The sequence below is a fragment of the Streptomyces sp. NPDC051913 genome (assembly GCF_044593635.1).
In the GTDB taxonomy this organism is placed as follows: domain Bacteria; phylum Actinomycetota; class Actinomycetes; order Streptomycetales; family Streptomycetaceae; genus Streptomyces.
In genome coordinates this window covers 255,444-271,840 of the sequence record NZ_JBIUCI010000006.1, presented here as the reverse complement: position 1 = coordinate 271,840, position 16,397 = coordinate 255,444, and the positions used below count along the sequence as shown (strand labels likewise).

Genomic DNA, 16,397 nt, shown 5'->3' with positions numbered 1-16,397 from the left:
GGCATTCTCGCCAACTCCGGCCAGTAGATCAGCTCTCCGGCCGCCGTGTGAGGGGATTCCTCCGTCAGGACGAACGGCCTGACCACGACGGCCGGATGAGGCTCAGGTGACGACGTAGCTGTATGTGGTTGTCCGGTTTCTTTTGGTCGCGGCTACTGCGGGGTCATCCGCTCCACCATGTCCGGGTGCTTCTTCAGCCAGTCCTCGACCGCCTCGTCCTCGTGCCCCTGGCCGTGCGCGTTGATCGCGGCCTCCAGGGTACCGAGCTCGTCCTCGCTCATATGGAAGCCCTTGATCCACTTGGTGAGCTGCGGATACCGCGCCGGGAACTCCTCGTTGGCGATGGTGCGGATCGTGTTCCCCTCACCGAAGAGCTTCCTGCCGTCCTTCAGCTTGGTGAGGTCGTACTGGCTGTACGCCCAGTGCGGCGACCAGAGCACGACGGCGACGGGCTGCTTCCTGGCGTACGCGCGCTTGAGCTCGGCGAGCATCGCGGGCGTGGAGCCGTCGACGACGTCGTACTCCTTGTCCAGGCCGTAGCCGGGCAGGACCTTGTTCTTCAGAAGGTTCATCTCGCCGGTGCCCGGCTCGATGCCGATGATCTTCCCGTCGAAGAGGTCGGCCTTGCCCTTGAGGTCCTCGTAGGACTTGATCCCCTTGACGTACGAGGGGACGGCGACCTCCAGCGAGGTCGGGCGGTACCAGGTGCCGAGGTCGGCGAGTCTGTCCTTGTTCTTGTCCCAGTAGTTCGCCTGCGCGTACGGCAGCCAGGCGTCGAAGTTGAGGTCGAGGTCCCCGGAGGCGAGGCCGGTGTAGACCGGGCCGACGTCCATCTGCTTGAGGTTCAGCCGGTAGCCGCGCCGCTCCAGGACGTTCTTCCACAGGTGGGTGACGGCGATGTCCTCGTCCCAGGGGAACCAGGCCACGTCGATCGGGTTCTTGGCCTCTGCGGGGGTGGCCGCGCTCTTCGCGACCGGGGCCAGCTTGTCGACCACGCCGGGGTTGTCCTTCAGCCAGGCGCGGACAGCGTCCTGCTGCTTGCCCTTGCCGGCCTTGTTGATCTCGGCCTCAAGGCTGGTGAGCTGCTTCTCGTCGAGCTTGAAGTCCTTCAGCCACTTGCCGACGACCGGGTTGTCGGCGGCGAAGCCCTTGCGGGCCACGGTGTGAATGCCGTCGCCGGAACCCCATGCCCCCTTGGGGTCCTTGAGCTTCTTCAGGTCGTAGTCGTTGTACGCCCAGTGCGGCGACCAGAGCGTGACGACGATCGGGTCCTTCTGGGCGTACGCCCGCTTCAGCTCGGCCAGCATGGCGGGCGTGGAGCTGTCGACGACCTTGTACTCCTTGTCGAGGCCGTACGCCTTGAGGACCTTGCTCTTCAGCAGGGCCATCTCACCGGCGCTCGACTCGATGCCGGTGATCTTCCCGCCGAACTCGGAGGCCTTGCCCTTGAGGTCGTCGAGCGAGTCGACGTCCTTCATGTACGACGGCACGCTCAGCTCCAGCGACGTCTTGTCGTACCAGGCGCCCAGGTCGTCCAGTTGGTTGCCGTACTTCTTCCAGTACTGCTCGTGGGTCGTCGGCAGCCAGGCTCCCGTCATGAAGTCGGCGTTGCCGGAGGCGACGGAGGTGTAGAGGGGGCCCGCGTCGAGCTGCTTGGCGTCCACCTGGAAGCCGCGCTGCTCCAGGATCTCCTTCCAGAGGAAGGTGGAGGCGACGCCGTCGTCCCAGGGGACGTAGCCGATGCTGACCTTCTTGCCCTGGCCGACGTCCTTGCCGTCGGCGACCGGAGCCGTGCCGGCGCCGCTGCCGCCGAACATGCCCATGCCGCCCGCGACCAGGGCGAGGATCACGATGCCGATCACGGCGACCTGGGGGCGGGGGCGGTACGACCGGATCTTCAGCCCCTGTGCCGCGCGGGCCCGGGCGGCGGCGCGGCGGCCCAGCGGGGAGACCTGGGTGCCGAGGGCGCCGGTCATCCGGTCGAGGTAGATCGCGAGGATCACGATGGCCACGCCCGCCTCGGAGCCGAGGCCGACGTCGAGCTGGCCGATGGCCTCGTTGACCCGGCCGCCCAGGCCGCCGGTGCCGACCATGCCGGCGATCGCGGCCATGGACAGGCCGAGCATGATGACCTGGTTGACGCCGGCCATGACGGTCGGCAGGGCGAGCGGCAGCTGGACGCGCAGCAGGGTGTCCCTGGGAGTCGTGCCGAACGCCTCGGCCGCCTCGACCAGTTCCTTGTCGACCTGGCGGATGCCCAGCTCGGTCATGCGCACGCCGGGGGCGAGCGCGAAGATCAGGGTGGCGACCATGCCCGCGGAGGCGCCGGTGCCGAAGAAGAGGATCGCCGGGATCAGGTAGATCATCGCGGGCAGCGTCTGCATGAAGTCCAGGACCGGCCGGACCAGTCCGCTGACCCGGTCGGAGCGGGCCGCCCAGATACCCACGGGTACGGCGATCACCAGGGCGATGAGCGTGGCGACGAGGACCAGGGAGAGGGTCACCATCGCGTCGTCCCACAGTTCGAGGGAGTCGATGAAGGCGAAGCCCACGAAGGTGAGCAGGCCGGCCGTGGTGCCGCGCAGCCAGAAGGCGACCACGGCGAAGATGCCCGCGAGGAGCAGGGGTTCGGGCGCCTGGAGGACGGCGTCGATACCGTCGTAGGCGCCGGTGAAGACGGTCTTGAGGAAGTCGAAGAGCCAGGCCATGTGGCCGAGCAGCCAGTCGACGGCGTCGTTGACCCAGTCGCCGAGCGGAATCCTAGGCACGGGCCACCGCCTCCGCCCTGTCGTCGCCCTCCCGGGGCGCGGGGATGGCCTGTCCGTCGGCGAGGAAGCCGATCAGCCGTCTGCCGGGGACCACGCCGACGAGGCGGCGGCTGTCGTCCAGCACCGCCACGGGGTGCGTCGAGCGGGCGCTCATCGCGCAGAGTTCGGTGAACGGGGTGTCGGGCGTCGCGGTCTCGCAGCCGCTCGTACAGCCGCAGTCGGCCTCGTCGCCGCGCACGTCGGTGTCCATGACGGCGGACGCGGTCAGCACGCGGGAGCGGTCGACGTCCTGGATGAAGGAGGCGACGTAGTCGTTCGCGGGCCGCACGAGGATGTCCTCGGCGGTGCCGTTCTGGACGATCCGGCCGTCGCGCATGACGGCGATCCGGTCCCCCAGGCGCATGGCCTCGTTGAGGTCGTGGGTGATGAAGACGATCGTCTTCTTCAGGGTCTGCTGGAGCTGGAGCAGCTGGTCCTGCATGTCCCGGCGGATCAGCGGGTCGAGGGCGCTGAAGGACTCGTCCATCAGCAGCAGGTCGGCGTCGGTGGCCAGGGCGCGGGCCAGTCCCACGCGCTGCTGCATACCGCCGGACAGCTCGTCGGGCCAGGACTTCTCCCAGCCGGCGAGGCCGCACAGCTCCAGCGCCTCGGTGGCCCGCTTCGTCCGCTCGGCCTTGGCGACGCCCTGCACGGCGAGGCCGTAGGCGGCGTTCTCCAGGACACTGCGGTGCGGGAACAGCGCGAAGTGCTGGAAGACCATGCTGATCTTGCGGGCGCGGACCTCGCGCAGTTCCCGGTCGCCGAGCGCGGTCAGGTCCTGGCCGTCGAAGCGGACGCTGCCCGCGGTCGGTTCCAGCAGCCCGTTGAGCATGCGCAGCAGCGTCGACTTGCCGGATCCGGACAGACCCATGACGACGAAGATCTGGCCGGGGTCCACGGTGAAGGAGGCGTCGATGACGGCGGCGGTCGTGCCGTCGGTGCGCAGCTCCTCCCGGTCGGCTCCGTCGCGCAGTCTCTCGACTGCCTCACTCGGTCGTCTGCCGAACACCTTGTAGAGATGTTCGGCCTCTAGGCTGGCTGACACGCGTACCTCTTGCGTCGGGGGCGGGGGTCAGTGGCGGCGCCTGCCCCCGGCCGACCAGGACAAACCGGGAAGTGGTTCAGTTCACAACCAGTCCGCAGGATCGCCGTACCAGTCCGTAGGATCACCGTCGACGCTTCACATCGGTGCTGGGGGGACAGCTGTGGAACGACCGGACGACCGACGCGCATCCGTGCTGCGCTTCGCGACGGAGCTGGTGGCGTGGGTGGCCGCGCCCTGGGCTCTGGCCCCGTACTCCTGGGCGCTCGCCGTCCTCGCGGTGGTGGTCCTCATCGGTCTGCCGACCGTGTTCTCCACACCGGGCGACAAGGCGCAGGTGATCGTCCCGGTGCCCGGCGTGGTCACGATCCTGCTGGTGCTGCTCCAGCTCGTCACGGCGGTGGTCGCGGCGTGGTGGGCCTGGCCGGTGTGGGCGGCGGTCGTCGTGTCGGCGCTGGCCGCGGCGACGCTGGTCACCGAGCGGCCGCGCCGGCGGTGGCTGCTGACCGGCGTTGGCGCCGGCGGGTGAGTGTCGGTGCCGTACGGCATGATGCGAGGCGTGACCGGACGACTCATGCTTCTCGACACCGCCTCGCTCTACTTCCGCGCCTACTTCGGCGTCCCGGAGTCCGTGAAGGCCCCGGACGGCACGCCGGTGAACGCCGTGCGCGGACTGCTGGAGTTCATCGACCGCCTGGTCAAGGACCATCGCCCCGATGAGCTGGTGGCCTGCATGGACGCCGACTGGCGTCCCCAGTGGCGGGTCGATCTGATCCCCTCCTACAAGGCCCACCGCGTCGCCGAGGAGCACGAGATGGGACCGGACGAGGAGGAGGTGCCGGACACGCTGTCGCCGCAGGTGCCGGTCATCGAGGCCGTCCTGGACGCGCTGGGCATCGCGCGCGTGGGCGTCGCGGGCTACGAGGCGGACGACGTGATCGGCACGTTCACCGCGCGCGCGAAGGGCCCGGTCGACATCGTCACCGGCGACCGCGACCTGTACCAGCTGGTGGACGACGCCCGCGGCATCCGCGTGCTGTACCCGCTCAAGGGCGTGGGCACGCTCCAGCTCACCGACGAGGCGTGGCTGCGCGAGAAGTATGGGGTCGACGGACGGGGGTACGCGGATCTGGCGCTGCTGCGCGGCGACCCGAGCGATGGTCTGCCGGGGGTGCCCGGCATCGGGGAGAAGACGGCGGCCAAGCTGCTGGCCGAGTTCGGCGACCTGGCCGGGATCATGGCGGCGGTCGACGACCCGAAGGCGAAGCTCACGCCGTCGCAGCGCAAGCGCCTCGACGAGTCGCGGCCGTATGTCGCGGTGGCGCCGACGGTCGTGAAGGTCGCCGACGACGTGCCGCTGCCGGACGTCGACCCGACGCTGCCGCGCGGCCCGCGGGACCCGGCCGCGGTGGAGGAGCTGGCGGCACGCTGGGGCCTGGGCGGCTCGTTGCAGCGGCTGCTGACGACCCTGGCTCCGTAAATCATCTTCTCCGCTGAGCGAATCACCCTCTCATCCGAGGGGAACCACACTCTCACGTTTGGCTTAATCTTGCCCTCAGACAAGGGGTGTTAAGTAGGGGGGAGATGCTAACTTAGGTAAGCCTAAGCAGGGAAGCAGGGAGGCCGCCATGGCAGAACGACCGGGACGCAAGCCGCGGAAGCCGCATTCCGCGCAGGTCGTCCGCACCGAGCGACTGACCCCGCACATGCAGCGGGTCGTGCTCGGTGGCGAGGGGCTCGCCGATTTCGCGGCGGACACCTGCACCGACCATTACGTGAAGCTGCTGTTCCCGGCGGGGGGTGCCGTCTATCCCGAGCCCTTCGACATGGAACGGATCCGCGAGGAGTTCCCGCGCGAGCAGTGGCCGGTGACCCGGACCTACACGATCCGCCACTGGGACGCCGAACACCGCGAGATGACCCTGGACTTCGTGATCCACGGCGATGAGGGCCTAGCGGGTCCTTGGGCGGTGCGTGTACAGCCGGGCGAGACCGTCCGCTTCATGGGCCCCGGTGGCGCCTACGCCCCCGATGTCGCCGCCGACTGGCATCTGCTCGTCGGCGACGAGAGCGCGCTGCCCGCCATCGCCCGCTCCCTGGAATCCCTGCCCGACGGTGTCACGGCGCACGCCTTCGTCGAGGTGTCGGGACCCGAGGAGGAGCAGAAGATCGACTCCGATGTCGAGGTCGTCTGGCTGCACCGCGGGGACCGGCCGGTCGGCGAGGCGCTGACCGAGGCCGTGCGCGCGCTGGAGTTCCCCGAGGGGCGGGTGCACGCGTTCGTCCACGGCGAGGCGCACTTCGTGAAGGAGCTGCGGCAGCTGCTGCGCGTCGAGCGCGAGATCTCGCGCGAGGACCTGTCGATCTCCGGCTACTGGCGGCTCGGCCACAACGAGGACGGCTGGCAGGCCTCGAAGCGGGAGTGGAACGCCCGGATCGAGAGCGAGCAGGAGGGCACGCCGGCGGCGTGACTCCAAAGAAGCGGCCCGTGCAGCACGACGCACGGGCCGCTTTCGCTGTCCCGACGCCCTCACACCGAGCGCTGATACGACCTGAACGTCCGTATCGACAGCCACACCGCCGCCACCGCGAGCGCCAGCAGCGCCCCGCCGCGCCCCAGCACCGCACCCCGGTCCGGGCTGTCGGACAGTGCGGAACGACCGGCCACCATCGCCCAGTCGAGCGGGTTGAAGTCGGCGATGTGCCGCATCCAGGACGGCATCTGACTCGGTGCCATGAAGGCGCTGGAGAGGAAGGTCAGCGGCAGCAGCAGGAAGGTGTTGATGCCGATGATCGACTCGCGCTCCCGCACCAGCATCCCGAGCGCGTTGGACAGCGCTCCGAAGACGGTGCCGAGCAGGACCGAGGCGACGACCAGGACGACGACGCCCGCGATCCCGCCGGGGTAGTCCGCGCCGCCCAGCAGTCCGAGCAGCACGATGACGACCGACTGGAGGGCGGTGACCAGACCGTTGTTGACGACGTTGCCGTTCATCAGGGCGGCCCGGCTGACCGGGGTGGTCAGGAAGCGGTCGAGGGTGCCGCGCTGGATCTCGTCGAGCGTGGTCATCCCCGCCCACATGTTGGAGCTCAGCGCGCTCATCACGACCACGCCGGGGACGAGGTAGTCGAGGTAGGAGGTGGTGCCGAAGCCGCCGAGCTCGACGACGTCGCGGAACAGGCTGCCGAAGAGGAACAGCCAGATCACGGGCTGGATCAGCGTGATGATCGCGTAGGCGGGCTGCCGCACGAACACCATGAGCTGGCGCTGCGTCATGTACCAGGTCTGGGAGACGGCGGTGCTCATCGGGCACCTCCCGCGGGAACCAGCTCTTCGGTGTCCACGGTTTCCGTGCTCTCCGTGTAACGCCGGCCCGTGTAGCGCAGATACACGTCGTCGAGCGAGGGGCGGGCGACGGTCGCGGCGGCGACACCGACACCGGCCCGCTCCAGGGCGCCGAGCAGGGCGGGCATCGCGGCCGCCCCGTCGTCGGCTCGGACACTGACACGCCGGCCGTCCATCAGGACCTCGTGCACCCCGGGCAGTCCGCCGAGGGCGCCCCCCAGCAGCGTACGACCGGCCTCACCGACCGTGGCGCGCAGTTCCAGGTGGACGGCGTCGCCGCGGAGTTCGCCCTTGAGGGCGTCCGGGGTGCCTTCGACGACGACCCGGCCCCGGTCGACGATCGCGACGCGCTCGGCGAGCCGGTCGGCCTCTTCGAGGTAGTGCGTGGTGAGCAGGATGGTCAGACCCTCCTCGCCGGCGAGCCGGCCGATCTCGTCCCACATGGCGCCGCGGGCCTGCGGGTCGAGGCCGGTGGTGGGCTCGTCGAGGAAGAGGACCTCGGGGCGGTGCACCAGACCCAGGGCGACGTCGAGTCGGCGTCGCATACCGCCGGAGTAGCCCTTGACCTGGCGGTTCGCGGCGTCGGAGAGGCTGAAGCGGTCGAGCAGCTCGGTCACCCGGTGGTCGAGGGCGGCGCCCTTCACGCCGTGGAGCCTGCCCTGGAGTCGCAGATTCTCGCGGCCGGTGGCGACGGGGTCGGCGCCGGAGTTCTGGGCGACCACGCCGATCGCGCGGCGGACCCGGTCCGGGTGGCGCAGTACGTCCTGTCCGGCGACGGTGGCCGCGCCGGAGTCGGGACGGGCCAGGGTGGTGAGGATCTTGACGGTGGTGGACTTGCCGGCGCCGTTGGGGCCGAGGAGCCCGAAGACCGTGCCGGGTTCGACGGTGATGTCCAGGCCGTTGAGGGCGGTGACGTCACCGGGGTAGGTCTTGATCAGCTGACGCGCCTCGACTGCGGGCGCAGGGGTGTTCATGGCAGGTGCTCTCCTGGGTGAGCGGATGACAGCTGATCCGCCGAAGGGGCACCGGGCTATCCTGGGTGTGCCGCACCTCGATCGCCTGGATGTGCCTCACGGCGGATTCAGCTCGGGGTTCGAGGCCCTGGCACCGCTGCTGCAACAGCCGTGCCGGGGCCTGTTCTTGTTCTGCTTCAGGTCACGTTTTCTCGTGCAGGGCCTTCCACTCCTCGATGCCGGGCAGTGCGCCCGCCTTGATCTCGTCGAGAAAGCCACGCACCCACGCCGCCTCCGCCTCCACCATGTGGAGCTGGTACTCGTTCTCCACGAGGAAGAGCCGGGGCAGCGTCTCGTACAGCTTCTCCAGCGCGCCGCGGCTGCTCGCCGCCTGGACCAGCAGGGCGTCGAGCCGTTCCTCCAGCAGCGTCACCACGTCGTCGGGGTGCAGCACACCTAGCAGTGAGAGCGCGGTCTCGAAGATCGGGTACTCCTTGGCCGGGTAGGCGACCAGGTCCGACATCCACTCGGTGGTCTCCTGGCGGCCGGCGGCGGTGATGCCGTAGACCGTGCGCTCGGGGCGGTTGCCCTGTCGCTCCACGTCCGTGACCTCGACGAAGCCGTGCTTCTCAAGGCTCTGCACGACGGTGTAGAGCGAGCCGTAGTTGATCTTCGTACTGGAGTCCTTGCCCTGGCGGCGCAGGGTCTGGGCGATCTCGTAGGGGTGCATGGGCTTCTGCCACAGCGTCGCCAGCACGGCGAGCGCCAGGGGGTTGCGGAGCTTACGTCGTCGCATGAGTCCGGCTCACCTCGCTGCCCACCCGTGTACGAATATCCGTAGCCGAACATATCGCGATCTGAAGCCACCCGTCAATGGACACGATGTATCGCGTTTCGGCGGGCCGCGCAAGGGCGTGAGGACTTGGGACCGCCTTCGACATGGCCGCGTCATCGGGGCGAAACAGCCCCTCCTTAATTTCTGTCGCCTGACAGGAATTCCACGTCGAAGGCAGGTGCCTCCGTGACGACCACCACCCCGTCCGACGTCCGCCCCGATCCACCGCACTCCCCCGACGACCGCTCCCTCACCGCGTTCGGCTACCGCCAGGAGCTGCACCGCAGCCTCGGCCGGTACGCCTCGTTCGCGGCCGGGTTCTCCTTCATCTCCGTCCTGACGACGGTCTTCCAGTTCTTCGCCTTCGGGTACGCGTTCGGCGGACCCGTCTTCTTCTGGGCCTGGCCCGCGGTCCTGCTCGGCCAGCTGATGGTCGCCGCCTGCTTCGCCGAACTGGCGGCGCGCTATCCGATCTCCGGCGCGATCTACCAGTGGTCGTCCCGCCTCTCGAACCTCACCTTCGGCTGGTTCGCCGGCTGGATCATGGTGATCGGACAGATCGTGGTGGTCGCCGCGGCGGCCCTGGCGCTCCAGATGGTGCTGCCCGCCATCTGGTCCGGCTTCCAACTGGTCGGCACCGACCCGGCACCGACCTCGGCGGACGGCGCGGCCAACGCGGCGCTGCTCGGGGTGGTCCTGCTGGCGCTGACGACCCTGGTGAACGTCCTGGACAACCGCGTGATGTCCGTGATCAACCGGGTCGGCGTGACCGCCGAGATCATCGGCGCGGTACTGATCGTCGTCCTGCTGCTCACCCACTCCGAGCGCACTCCGGGCATCACCTTCCACACCGAGGGCGCCGCACAGAGCGGACTGCTGGGGGCGCTGCTGGTGGGTTCGTTCACGGCCGCGTACGTGATGATCGGCTTCGACAGCGCGGGCGAGATGAGTGAGGAGACGCACCGTCCCCGCCGTACCGCGCCCCGGACGATCCTCACCGCGCTGGGCGCGGCGGGGCTGCTCGGCGGGCTGATCGTGCTGGGCGGCCTGCTGGCGGCGCCCAGCCTCACGGACGGGCGCCTCGCGGTCGACGGGCTGAGCTACGTCCTCACCAGCAGCCTGGGCGACGGCGTGGGCAAGGTGCTGCTGGCCGACGTGGTGGTGGCGATCGCGGTGGCGACCCTCGCGATCCAGACGGCGGCCTGCCGGATGCTGTTCTCCATGGCCCGCGACCGGCAACTGCCCTTCTCGGCCCGGCTCGCCCGGGTCAACCCCCGCACCGGCATGCCGACCGCGCCCGCCCTCGTCGTGGGTGTCCTCGCAGCGGCCCTGCTCCTGCTGAACTTCGCCTCCCCGGAGGCGTTCCTGGCCATCGGCACCACCTGCATCGTGATGCTGTACCTGGCGTACGCGATGGTCACCGGCCCGCTCCTCGTCGCCCGGCTGCGCGGCCGCTTCACCACCGACGGCACGGACGGCACCGACGAGACGGGCGCGCCGCTCTTCTCCCTCGGCCGCTGGGGTGTCCCGGTCAACGCCCTCGCCCTCGTCTACGGCCTCCTCATGGCCGTCAACCTGGCCTGGCCCCGAGCCGCGGTGTACGACCCGGCGGGCGGCCACTGGTACTTCCAGTGGTTCACGGTGCTGTTCCTCGTCGTCACCGTCGCGGCGGGTGTGGCCTACCGGGTCCGCAAGGCCCGGTCGACGCTCCCCGTGGAGGCCGTCGCCCCGGCCTGACGATCTACCCTGGCCGGTGATGAGACGCAAGAACCGGATCCCGCCCGCTCCCCTCCCCCAGCGTGAGGGGGTGGACCCGGTGCGGGTCCGGCTGCCCCCGGACGGACCGTGGGGCACGGTCCGGGAGTACCTCGTGCAGCGGCTCAGCGGGGCGGAGGCCGGGGTCGTCGACGGGATGTTCACGGCGGGGCAGGTCGTCGCCGCGGACGGACGGGCGGTGGCGCCCGACGCGGAGTACGTCCCCGGCCTGTACGTGTGGTTCCACCGGGAGCTGCCGCCCGAGGTGCCGGTGCCGTTCCCGCTCGGGGTCGTGTACCGGGACGAGCACATCGTCGTCGCCGACAAGCCGCACTTCCTGGCCACCACTCCGCGCGGCAGCCATGTCACCGAGACCGCGCTCGCCCGACTGCGCCGGGACCTGGACATCCCGGCGCTGGGCGCCGCCCACCGCCTCGACCGGCTCACCGCCGGACTCGTGCTGTTCACGGTGCGCCCCGAGGAACGGGGCGCGTACCAGACGCTGTTCGCCAGGCGGCGGGTGCGCAAGGAGTACGAGGCGATCGCACCGTACGACCCGACGCTCGCCCTGCCCCGGACCGTGCGCAGCCGGATCGTGAAGGAACGCGGGGTGCTGGCCGCCTACGAGGTGGAGGGCGAGCCCAATGCCGTCAGCGGCGTCGAACTCATCGACCACCGCGACGGACTCGGCCGGTACCGGCTGCTGCCGGCCACCGGGCAGACCCATCAGCTGCGGGTCCATATGAACGCGCTGGGTCTGCCCCTGCTCGGTGATCCGCTGTATCCCGTGGTGACGGACGCCGTGCCGGCCGGTGACTTCCGGCGACCGCTGCAACTTCTCGCACGCTCACTGGAGTTCACCGACCCGGTCACGGGGACGGAACACCGGTTCCGCAGCACCGGAGTGTTGGAGGCCTGGTCCTCGTACGCCGACTGGGCCGGTCAGTAGCCCCGCCACCAGCGCAGGAACCGCCGCCAGGCACCCATCGGCCGGACGGGTTCGGGCGTGGGCGGCTGCGGCGGCGCGGCGGCCGGCTGGGGTTCCACCACCGCCGGTGTCTCCGGTGCCGTCGGCTCCGTGCCGAGCTGCCAGGCGGGCCGCTGCTGCGGCACCGGAGCGTGGCCCGGCTTCTGCATGATGTCCTGCTGCGGCTTGGGCGCGAACCGGACCGGCAGTTCCACCAGATGCCGCGAGGAGATCGACTGACGCCACTCCAACTCGTCCTCCTCGCAGTCGAGTTGGACGTCCGGCAACCGCATCAGCAGCGCGTCGACACCGGTGTCCGCGATGCCACGGGCGATGTCCTGTCCGGGACACTCGTGCGGACCGCCGCCGAAGGCGAGGTGGGAACGGTTGCCCTGCATACCGGCGTTGAGGTCGGGGCGGACCCGGGGGTCGACGTTGCCCGGCGCGATGCCGAACAGCAGGCCGTCCCCCTTGCGGATGCGCTGGCCGCCCAGCTCGGTGTCCTGCTTGGCGTAGTAGGCGAAGACGGTGCTGAACGGCGGCTCGTCCCACAGGGACTGCTCGACCGCTTCCTGCACCGTCATCTGGCCGCCGTTCAGCTGGGCGCGGAAGCCCGGATCGGTGAGGACCATGCGGATGACGTTGCCGATGAGGTTGACCGTGGCCTCGTAGGCGGCCATGAGGACGAGCCAGAGGTGGGTGGTGACCTCGTCGTCGGTGAGCTTCGCCGGGTGCAGCACGAGGTGGCTGGCGAAGTCGTCGTGGGGCTCCCTGCGGCGGCGTTCGGCGAGCCGCTGGAGGACGCCCATGACGTACCCCTGGCTGGCGTTGGCCGTCTCGGTGCCCTTGAGGAGGTCGCGGGTGGCCTGGACGAGCCGGTCGTTGTACTCGTCCGGCATGCCGAGGATCTCGCACAGGATGGCCATCGGCAGATGCTCGGCGAACTGGCTCATGAGATCGGCCTCGCCGCTCTCGCAGAAGTCGTTCACCAGGCGCTGGGTGTAACGGTTGATGTGGCGGCGGATGGAGCGGTAGTCGATGGTCGACATGGCGCCGGTGACCGCGCCGCGCAGCCGCAGGTGCTCGTCGCCCTCGGCGTAGGAGCAGATGGGCGCCCAGGCGATGTGCGGCATCATCGGGTGGTCGGGCTTGACCATGCCCTCGATCTGCGGGGTCCAGATGCGGCTGTCCCGGCAGAAGTGCGAGGGCGTGCCCACCAGATGGAGGTTCTCGGCGTGGCCGAGGACGATCCACATCGGCACGTCGTCGTGGAGCAGCACGGGCGCCACCGGGCCGTGGTCCTGGCGGAGTTGCTCGTAGAGCCCTTCGAGGTCCTCCGCCTCGGGGCCGTACAGCCGGTGCAGTCCTCCGGGGCCGCGGCCGTGGGCGGGGCAGCCGGGGGGCGGGCCGGCCACGGGGCCGGCACCGGTCAGGGAGTGGGATTCAGGCGTCACAGTGATCGCTCCGAAGTGGATCCGGTTGCAGGTGAGTTGAGGTCGGGTGGCGGCGCCCGGCAAAGTTCAGGACGTCAGGTGAGCGCGCCCGTCATCGCGAGCGAGTGCAGGAAACGCATCAGGGTCATCAGCACATCGCGGCTGGACGCGCGGCGGCGCGCGTCGCACTCCACGATGGGGATCTCCGGGGCCAGGTCGAGCGCGCTGCGCAGGTCCGCGACGGGGTAACGCGGCCCGTCCGGGAAGCTGTTGACGGCGACGACGAAGGGCACTCCGCGCTCCTCCAGCCGTCCTATGACGTCGAAGCTGACTTCGAGGCGGCGGGTGTCCACGAGGACCACCGCGCCGAGCGCGCCTTCGAACAGGCCGTTCCACAGGAACCAGAAGCGTTCCTGGCCCGGGGTGCCGAACAGGTACAGCACGAGCTGGTCGGTGATGCTGATCCGGCCGAAGTCCATGGCGACGGTGGTGGCCGTCTTGGTGTCGGAGCCGAAGTTGTCGTCGACCCCGATCCCGGCCTGCGTCATGGTCTCCTCGGTGGTCAGCGGCCGGATCTCACTGACCGAGCCGACCATCGTCGTCTTGCCGACTCCGAAGCCGCCCACGATCACGATCTTCACCGCGGCCTGGGCCGTGTGCGGCAGATGATCCTCCGTGCGTGGTCCGGGGATGGTGTCAGAGCCTTTGAAGTCCATGCATCACCGCTTCGAGAAGGGAACGGTCGGGGAGCGCCTGCCGGACGATCGGGGAGCGCGCCTGCACCAGTTCGGCCGTCAGCATCTCGGTGAGCAGCACGGTCACCACGCTGAACGGCAGGTTGAGATAGGCCGAGAGCTCGGCCACCGAGAGGGGTGCCGTGGTGAGCCGGAGCATCGCCGTCTGCTCGGGCGTCGCGGAGGGCGGTGGGTCGGCGCGCGCCACGATTAACGTGACGAGGTCGAGGTCGGCGCGCTCGCCGTCCGGTCCGGCGACCACGTACAGGCGTTCCGGAGGGCGCTTTCCGCCGCCCTCCCCCTCGGGCTTGGGGACCGGTTCGACGACTTCGGGACTGGGGTATCGCCGCTGGCGTTGCGGAGGAGTCATACGGTCTGGCCGTTGCGCCTGGGCGGACTGGTCAGATGGGCCCCGATCCGGACGACCAGGTCGCGCATTCTGTTGCTCATCAGTCCTGGTTCGGCGACCACGTCGGACAGGACCGCGAGGTACGCGTTGGGACCCGCGGCCATCAGATAGAAGTAGCCGCCGTTGATCTCGATGAGGACCATCTTCATCCGGCCGTCGCTGCCCGGGATCTCGTGGGCGACGGCTCCGGCCAGGCTCTGGAGCCCCGCGCAGGCCGCGGCGACCCGGTCGGCCGCGTCCGGGTCGCCGCCGTGGCGGGCGATGCGCAGTCCGTCGGCGGAGAGCACCACGATCATCTCGATGCCCGGTACGCCATCGGCGAGATCCTTGAGCATCCAGTCGAAGTTGGCGCGCTGCTGGATCACTTGTGGTCCCTCTCGTCGTCGGCCTCGATGCGGGCCGGCTCGGTGGTCTGCTGGGTGAGTGCGGTCGGGTCCGGGTCGCCCTTGAGTCCGTTCCAGAACGCCTCGACCCACAGGCCGGGTTCGGGTTCCTTCTGCTCCGGCACGGGGGCGGGGGCGGGCGTCGACCAGATGGACGGCTTGCCCTCCCGCTCGGCCTTCTCGGCGGCGGCCTGTTCGGCGAGCCGCTGGCTGAGCGGGATCTTGACCCGACTGCGGCGCTGCGGCAGCCCGCCCGCGGTCCATTCGGTCACCTCGGGGACCTCGTCCTCCATGGACATGGTGGCCGGGATGCGGGGGCTGGTGGGGCGGCGCCTCTTGGGTGCGCGCTTGGGACCCTCGAGCGCACCTTCGGTCTTCGGCACGGCGCCGGCGCCGATGCCGTGGGCGAGTCCGGGGGCGGGCTCGCTGGTCATCATCTCGCGCGGCACGACGAGGACGGCGCGGACACCGCCGTACGCCGAACTGCGCAGCGAGACCTGCATGTCGTACTGCGAGCACAGGCGCCCTACGACGGCCAGGCCCAGGCGCGGGGAGTCGCCGAGGTCCTGGAGGTCGACGCCGGCCTGGGCCCGCTCCAGCATGCCTTCGGCCTTGTTGCGGGCCTCCTCGCTGAAGCTGACGCCGGCGTCCTCGATCTCGACGGCGACGCCGGTCTGCACCTCGGTCGCGGTGACGTGGACCTTGGTCTGCGGCGGCGAGTAGCGGGTGGCGTTGTCCAGGAGTTCCGCGACCGCGTGGATGACCGGCTCGACGGAGATGCCGCGGATGTTGACCTGGGCGATGGAGTCCAGCTTGATGCGGCGGTACTCGAGGATGCGGGACATGCCGCCGCGCAGCACGCTGTAGAGCGGGACGGGGTCGGGCCACTGGCGGCCTGGGCGGCCGCCGCCGAGCACGGAGATGGAGTCGGCGAGGCGGCCGATCAGCGCGGTGCCGTGGTCGATGCGCAGGAGGTCGTCGAAGACCTCGGGGTTGCGGCCGTGGTCCTCCTCCATCTCCCGCAGTTCCTTGTTCTGCTGGTGGACGATGGCCTGGACGCGGCGGGCGATGCTGACGAAGGACCGCTGGGCGGAGTCGCGCAGGGCTTCCTCGCGGTCGATGATGTCGAGGACCGTCTTGAGCACCATCAGCTGCGACTCGGGGAGTTCGCGGTAGGAGGGGTCGATGTCGCCGATGCGGCGAATCACCTCACCGGGCGAATTTCCGGATCGCAACCGGTGGATCGCGGCGGGCGCGATCTCCTTGGCGAAGCGGAGCATCTCGCCCTCGTGGGAGGCGACCCGGCGTTCCAGATACGCGGTGTGACGAGCGTGCTCGTCCCGCAGGTCACGCAGGGCCCGGCCGCGACGTACCGCTTCGGCCGCCGCCGCGAGCACCAGGAGCATGGCGACGCCGCCGCACCAGCCGACGGCTGTGCGGGCGGGCTCCGACACTGCGGCGGCTGCGGCTCCGGTCGCCGCGGCCATCAGTATCGCGGGCAGCAACAGCACGCGCGCGTAGGGAAGTTCACGGCGTCCGGGTGGGGATTGAACACTCACCATGTAGGCCCTCTGAAACATATCGGCTGGGAGGCGCATATTTGGGGAACAAGCGCCCGAATACATCTCAACTCGGTGCGCTGCGGGCGAGCTTAGTCCGACCGGATCATCGCCGTGTCATATTCGGCAAGCGCCTGAAACGCACCTCGCGACAGGAGTACTCTCAGCTCCATT

Annotated in this window: 15 protein-coding genes; 5 read left to right on the top strand and 10 right to left on the bottom strand. The window is 69.9% G+C overall.

Going from position 1 to position 16,397, the window contains the following annotated elements:
• Positions 1–152: 152 nt before the first annotated feature.
• Together ACIHIX_RS20535 and ACIHIX_RS20530 are read right to left on the bottom strand one after the other, a co-directional pair.
• Entirely contained in the window at positions 153–2,768 is a 2,616-nt protein-coding gene (locus ACIHIX_RS20535; protein WP_399957965.1) for an ABC transporter permease/substrate binding protein, read from the bottom strand.
• Positions 2,761–3,852 (bottom strand): glycine betaine/L-proline ABC transporter ATP-binding protein, encoded by a 1,092-nt coding sequence (locus tag ACIHIX_RS20530; protein ID WP_399957962.1) that lies wholly within the window; start codon positions 3,850–3,852, stop codon positions 2,761–2,763. Before ACIHIX_RS20530 ends, ACIHIX_RS20535 begins: the two co-directional genes overlap by 8 nt.
• 160 nt (positions 3,853–4,012) lie before the next feature.
• Between ACIHIX_RS20530 and ACIHIX_RS20525 the strand changes: the two genes are divergently transcribed.
• The 3 genes from ACIHIX_RS20525 to ACIHIX_RS20515 all read left to right on the top strand — a co-directional run bounded on the left by ACIHIX_RS20525 (position 4,013) and on the right by ACIHIX_RS20515 (position 6,320).
• On the top strand, positions 4,013–4,378 hold the full coding sequence (locus ACIHIX_RS20525; RefSeq protein ID WP_399957959.1) for a hypothetical protein: 366 nt from the start codon (positions 4,013–4,015) through the stop codon (positions 4,376–4,378).
• 21 nt (positions 4,379–4,399) lie between these two features.
• Positions 4,400–5,329 (top strand): 5'-3' exonuclease H3TH domain-containing protein, encoded by a 930-nt coding sequence (locus ACIHIX_RS20520; RefSeq protein ID WP_399958570.1) that lies wholly within the window; start codon positions 4,400–4,402, stop codon positions 5,327–5,329.
• A gap of 148 nt (positions 5,330–5,477) precedes the next feature.
• On the top strand, positions 5,478–6,320 hold the full coding sequence (locus ACIHIX_RS20515; protein WP_399957956.1) for a siderophore-interacting protein: 843 nt from the start codon (positions 5,478–5,480) through the stop codon (positions 6,318–6,320).
• Positions 6,321–6,379: 59 nt separating this feature from the next.
• Here ACIHIX_RS20515 and ACIHIX_RS20510 read toward each other — a convergent pair whose 3' ends face one another.
• From ACIHIX_RS20510 to ACIHIX_RS20500, 3 genes are all read right to left on the bottom strand, one after another.
• Positions 6,380–7,156, bottom strand: a complete 777-nt coding sequence (locus ACIHIX_RS20510) for an ABC transporter permease (protein ID WP_399957953.1) — start codon at positions 7,154–7,156, stop codon at positions 6,380–6,382.
• Positions 7,153–8,169, bottom strand: coding sequence for an ATP-binding cassette domain-containing protein (locus ACIHIX_RS20505; RefSeq protein ID WP_399957950.1), 1,017 nt, complete (start codon positions 8,167–8,169; stop codon positions 7,153–7,155). Before ACIHIX_RS20505 ends, ACIHIX_RS20510 begins: the two co-directional genes overlap by 4 nt.
• Before the next feature lie 181 nt (positions 8,170–8,350).
• Positions 8,351–8,944 carry a PadR family transcriptional regulator gene (locus ACIHIX_RS20500; protein WP_399957946.1) on the bottom strand — a complete coding sequence of 198 codons (594 nt, stop codon included), beginning with the start codon at positions 8,942–8,944 and terminating at the stop codon, positions 8,351–8,353.
• A gap of 225 nt (positions 8,945–9,169) precedes the next feature.
• Here ACIHIX_RS20500 and ACIHIX_RS20495 point away from each other — a divergent pair, with 225 nt between their 5' ends.
• The gene (locus tag ACIHIX_RS20495) at positions 9,170–10,720 is read left to right on the top strand and encodes an amino acid permease (RefSeq protein WP_399957943.1); all 1,551 of its coding nucleotides are present in this window, start codon (positions 9,170–9,172) and stop codon (positions 10,718–10,720) included.
• A 19-nt stretch (positions 10,721–10,739) separates the two neighbouring features.
• On the top strand, positions 10,740–11,687 hold the full coding sequence (locus ACIHIX_RS20490) for a pseudouridine synthase (RefSeq protein ID WP_399957941.1): 948 nt from the start codon (positions 10,740–10,742) through the stop codon (positions 11,685–11,687).
• On the opposite strand, the gene ACIHIX_RS20485 is transcribed toward ACIHIX_RS20490, so the two are convergent.
• From ACIHIX_RS20485 to ACIHIX_RS20465, 5 genes are all read right to left on the bottom strand, one after another.
• Positions 11,681–13,159 carry a cytochrome P450 gene (locus ACIHIX_RS20485; protein ID WP_399957938.1) on the bottom strand — a complete coding sequence of 493 codons (1,479 nt, stop codon included), beginning with the start codon at positions 13,157–13,159 and terminating at the stop codon, positions 11,681–11,683. The two genes, ACIHIX_RS20490 and ACIHIX_RS20485, sit on opposite strands and share 7 nt — an antisense overlap.
• A 74-nt stretch (positions 13,160–13,233) precedes the next feature.
• Positions 13,234–13,854 (bottom strand): GTP-binding protein, encoded by a 621-nt coding sequence (locus ACIHIX_RS20480; RefSeq protein WP_399957934.1) that lies wholly within the window; start codon positions 13,852–13,854, stop codon positions 13,234–13,236.
• Entirely contained in the window at positions 13,835–14,242 is a 408-nt protein-coding gene (locus ACIHIX_RS20475; protein ID WP_399957931.1) for a DUF742 domain-containing protein, read from the bottom strand. Before ACIHIX_RS20475 ends, ACIHIX_RS20480 begins: the two co-directional genes overlap by 20 nt.
• Positions 14,239–14,646, bottom strand: a complete 408-nt coding sequence (locus ACIHIX_RS20470; protein WP_059196512.1) for a roadblock/LC7 domain-containing protein — start codon at positions 14,644–14,646, stop codon at positions 14,239–14,241. Before ACIHIX_RS20470 ends, ACIHIX_RS20475 begins: the two co-directional genes overlap by 4 nt.
• A complete protein-coding gene (locus ACIHIX_RS20465; protein ID WP_399957928.1) occupies positions 14,643–16,226 on the bottom strand; it encodes a sensor histidine kinase in 1,584 nt (527 codons plus the stop codon). Before ACIHIX_RS20465 ends, ACIHIX_RS20470 begins: the two co-directional genes overlap by 4 nt.
• Positions 16,227–16,397 lie beyond the last annotated feature (171 nt).

Excerpts from the sequence above, each read along its gene's own strand:
- ACIHIX_RS20480 (WP_399957934.1), bottom strand. The coding sequence starts at position 13,854 with ATGGACTTCAAAGGCTCTGACACCATCCCCGGACCACGCACGGAGGAT.
- ACIHIX_RS20520 (WP_399958570.1), top strand. The coding sequence starts at position 4,400 with ATGCGAGGCGTGACCGGACGACTCATGCTTCTCGACACCGCCTCGCTC.
- ACIHIX_RS20490 (WP_399957941.1), top strand. The coding sequence starts at position 10,740 with ATGAGACGCAAGAACCGGATCCCGCCCGCTCCCCTCCCCCAGCGTGAG.
- ACIHIX_RS20465 (WP_399957928.1), bottom strand. The coding sequence starts at position 16,226 with ATGGTGAGTGTTCAATCCCCACCCGGACGCCGTGAACTTCCCTACGCG.
- ACIHIX_RS20515 (WP_399957956.1), top strand. The coding sequence starts at position 5,478 with ATGGCAGAACGACCGGGACGCAAGCCGCGGAAGCCGCATTCCGCGCAG.
- ACIHIX_RS20500 (WP_399957946.1), bottom strand. The coding sequence starts at position 8,944 with ATGCGACGACGTAAGCTCCGCAACCCCCTGGCGCTCGCCGTGCTGGCG.
- ACIHIX_RS20505 (WP_399957950.1), bottom strand. The coding sequence starts at position 8,169 with ATGAACACCCCTGCGCCCGCAGTCGAGGCGCGTCAGCTGATCAAGACC.
- ACIHIX_RS20510 (WP_399957953.1), bottom strand. The coding sequence starts at position 7,156 with ATGAGCACCGCCGTCTCCCAGACCTGGTACATGACGCAGCGCCAGCTC.
- ACIHIX_RS20475 (WP_399957931.1), bottom strand. The coding sequence starts at position 14,242 with ATGACTCCTCCGCAACGCCAGCGGCGATACCCCAGTCCCGAAGTCGTC.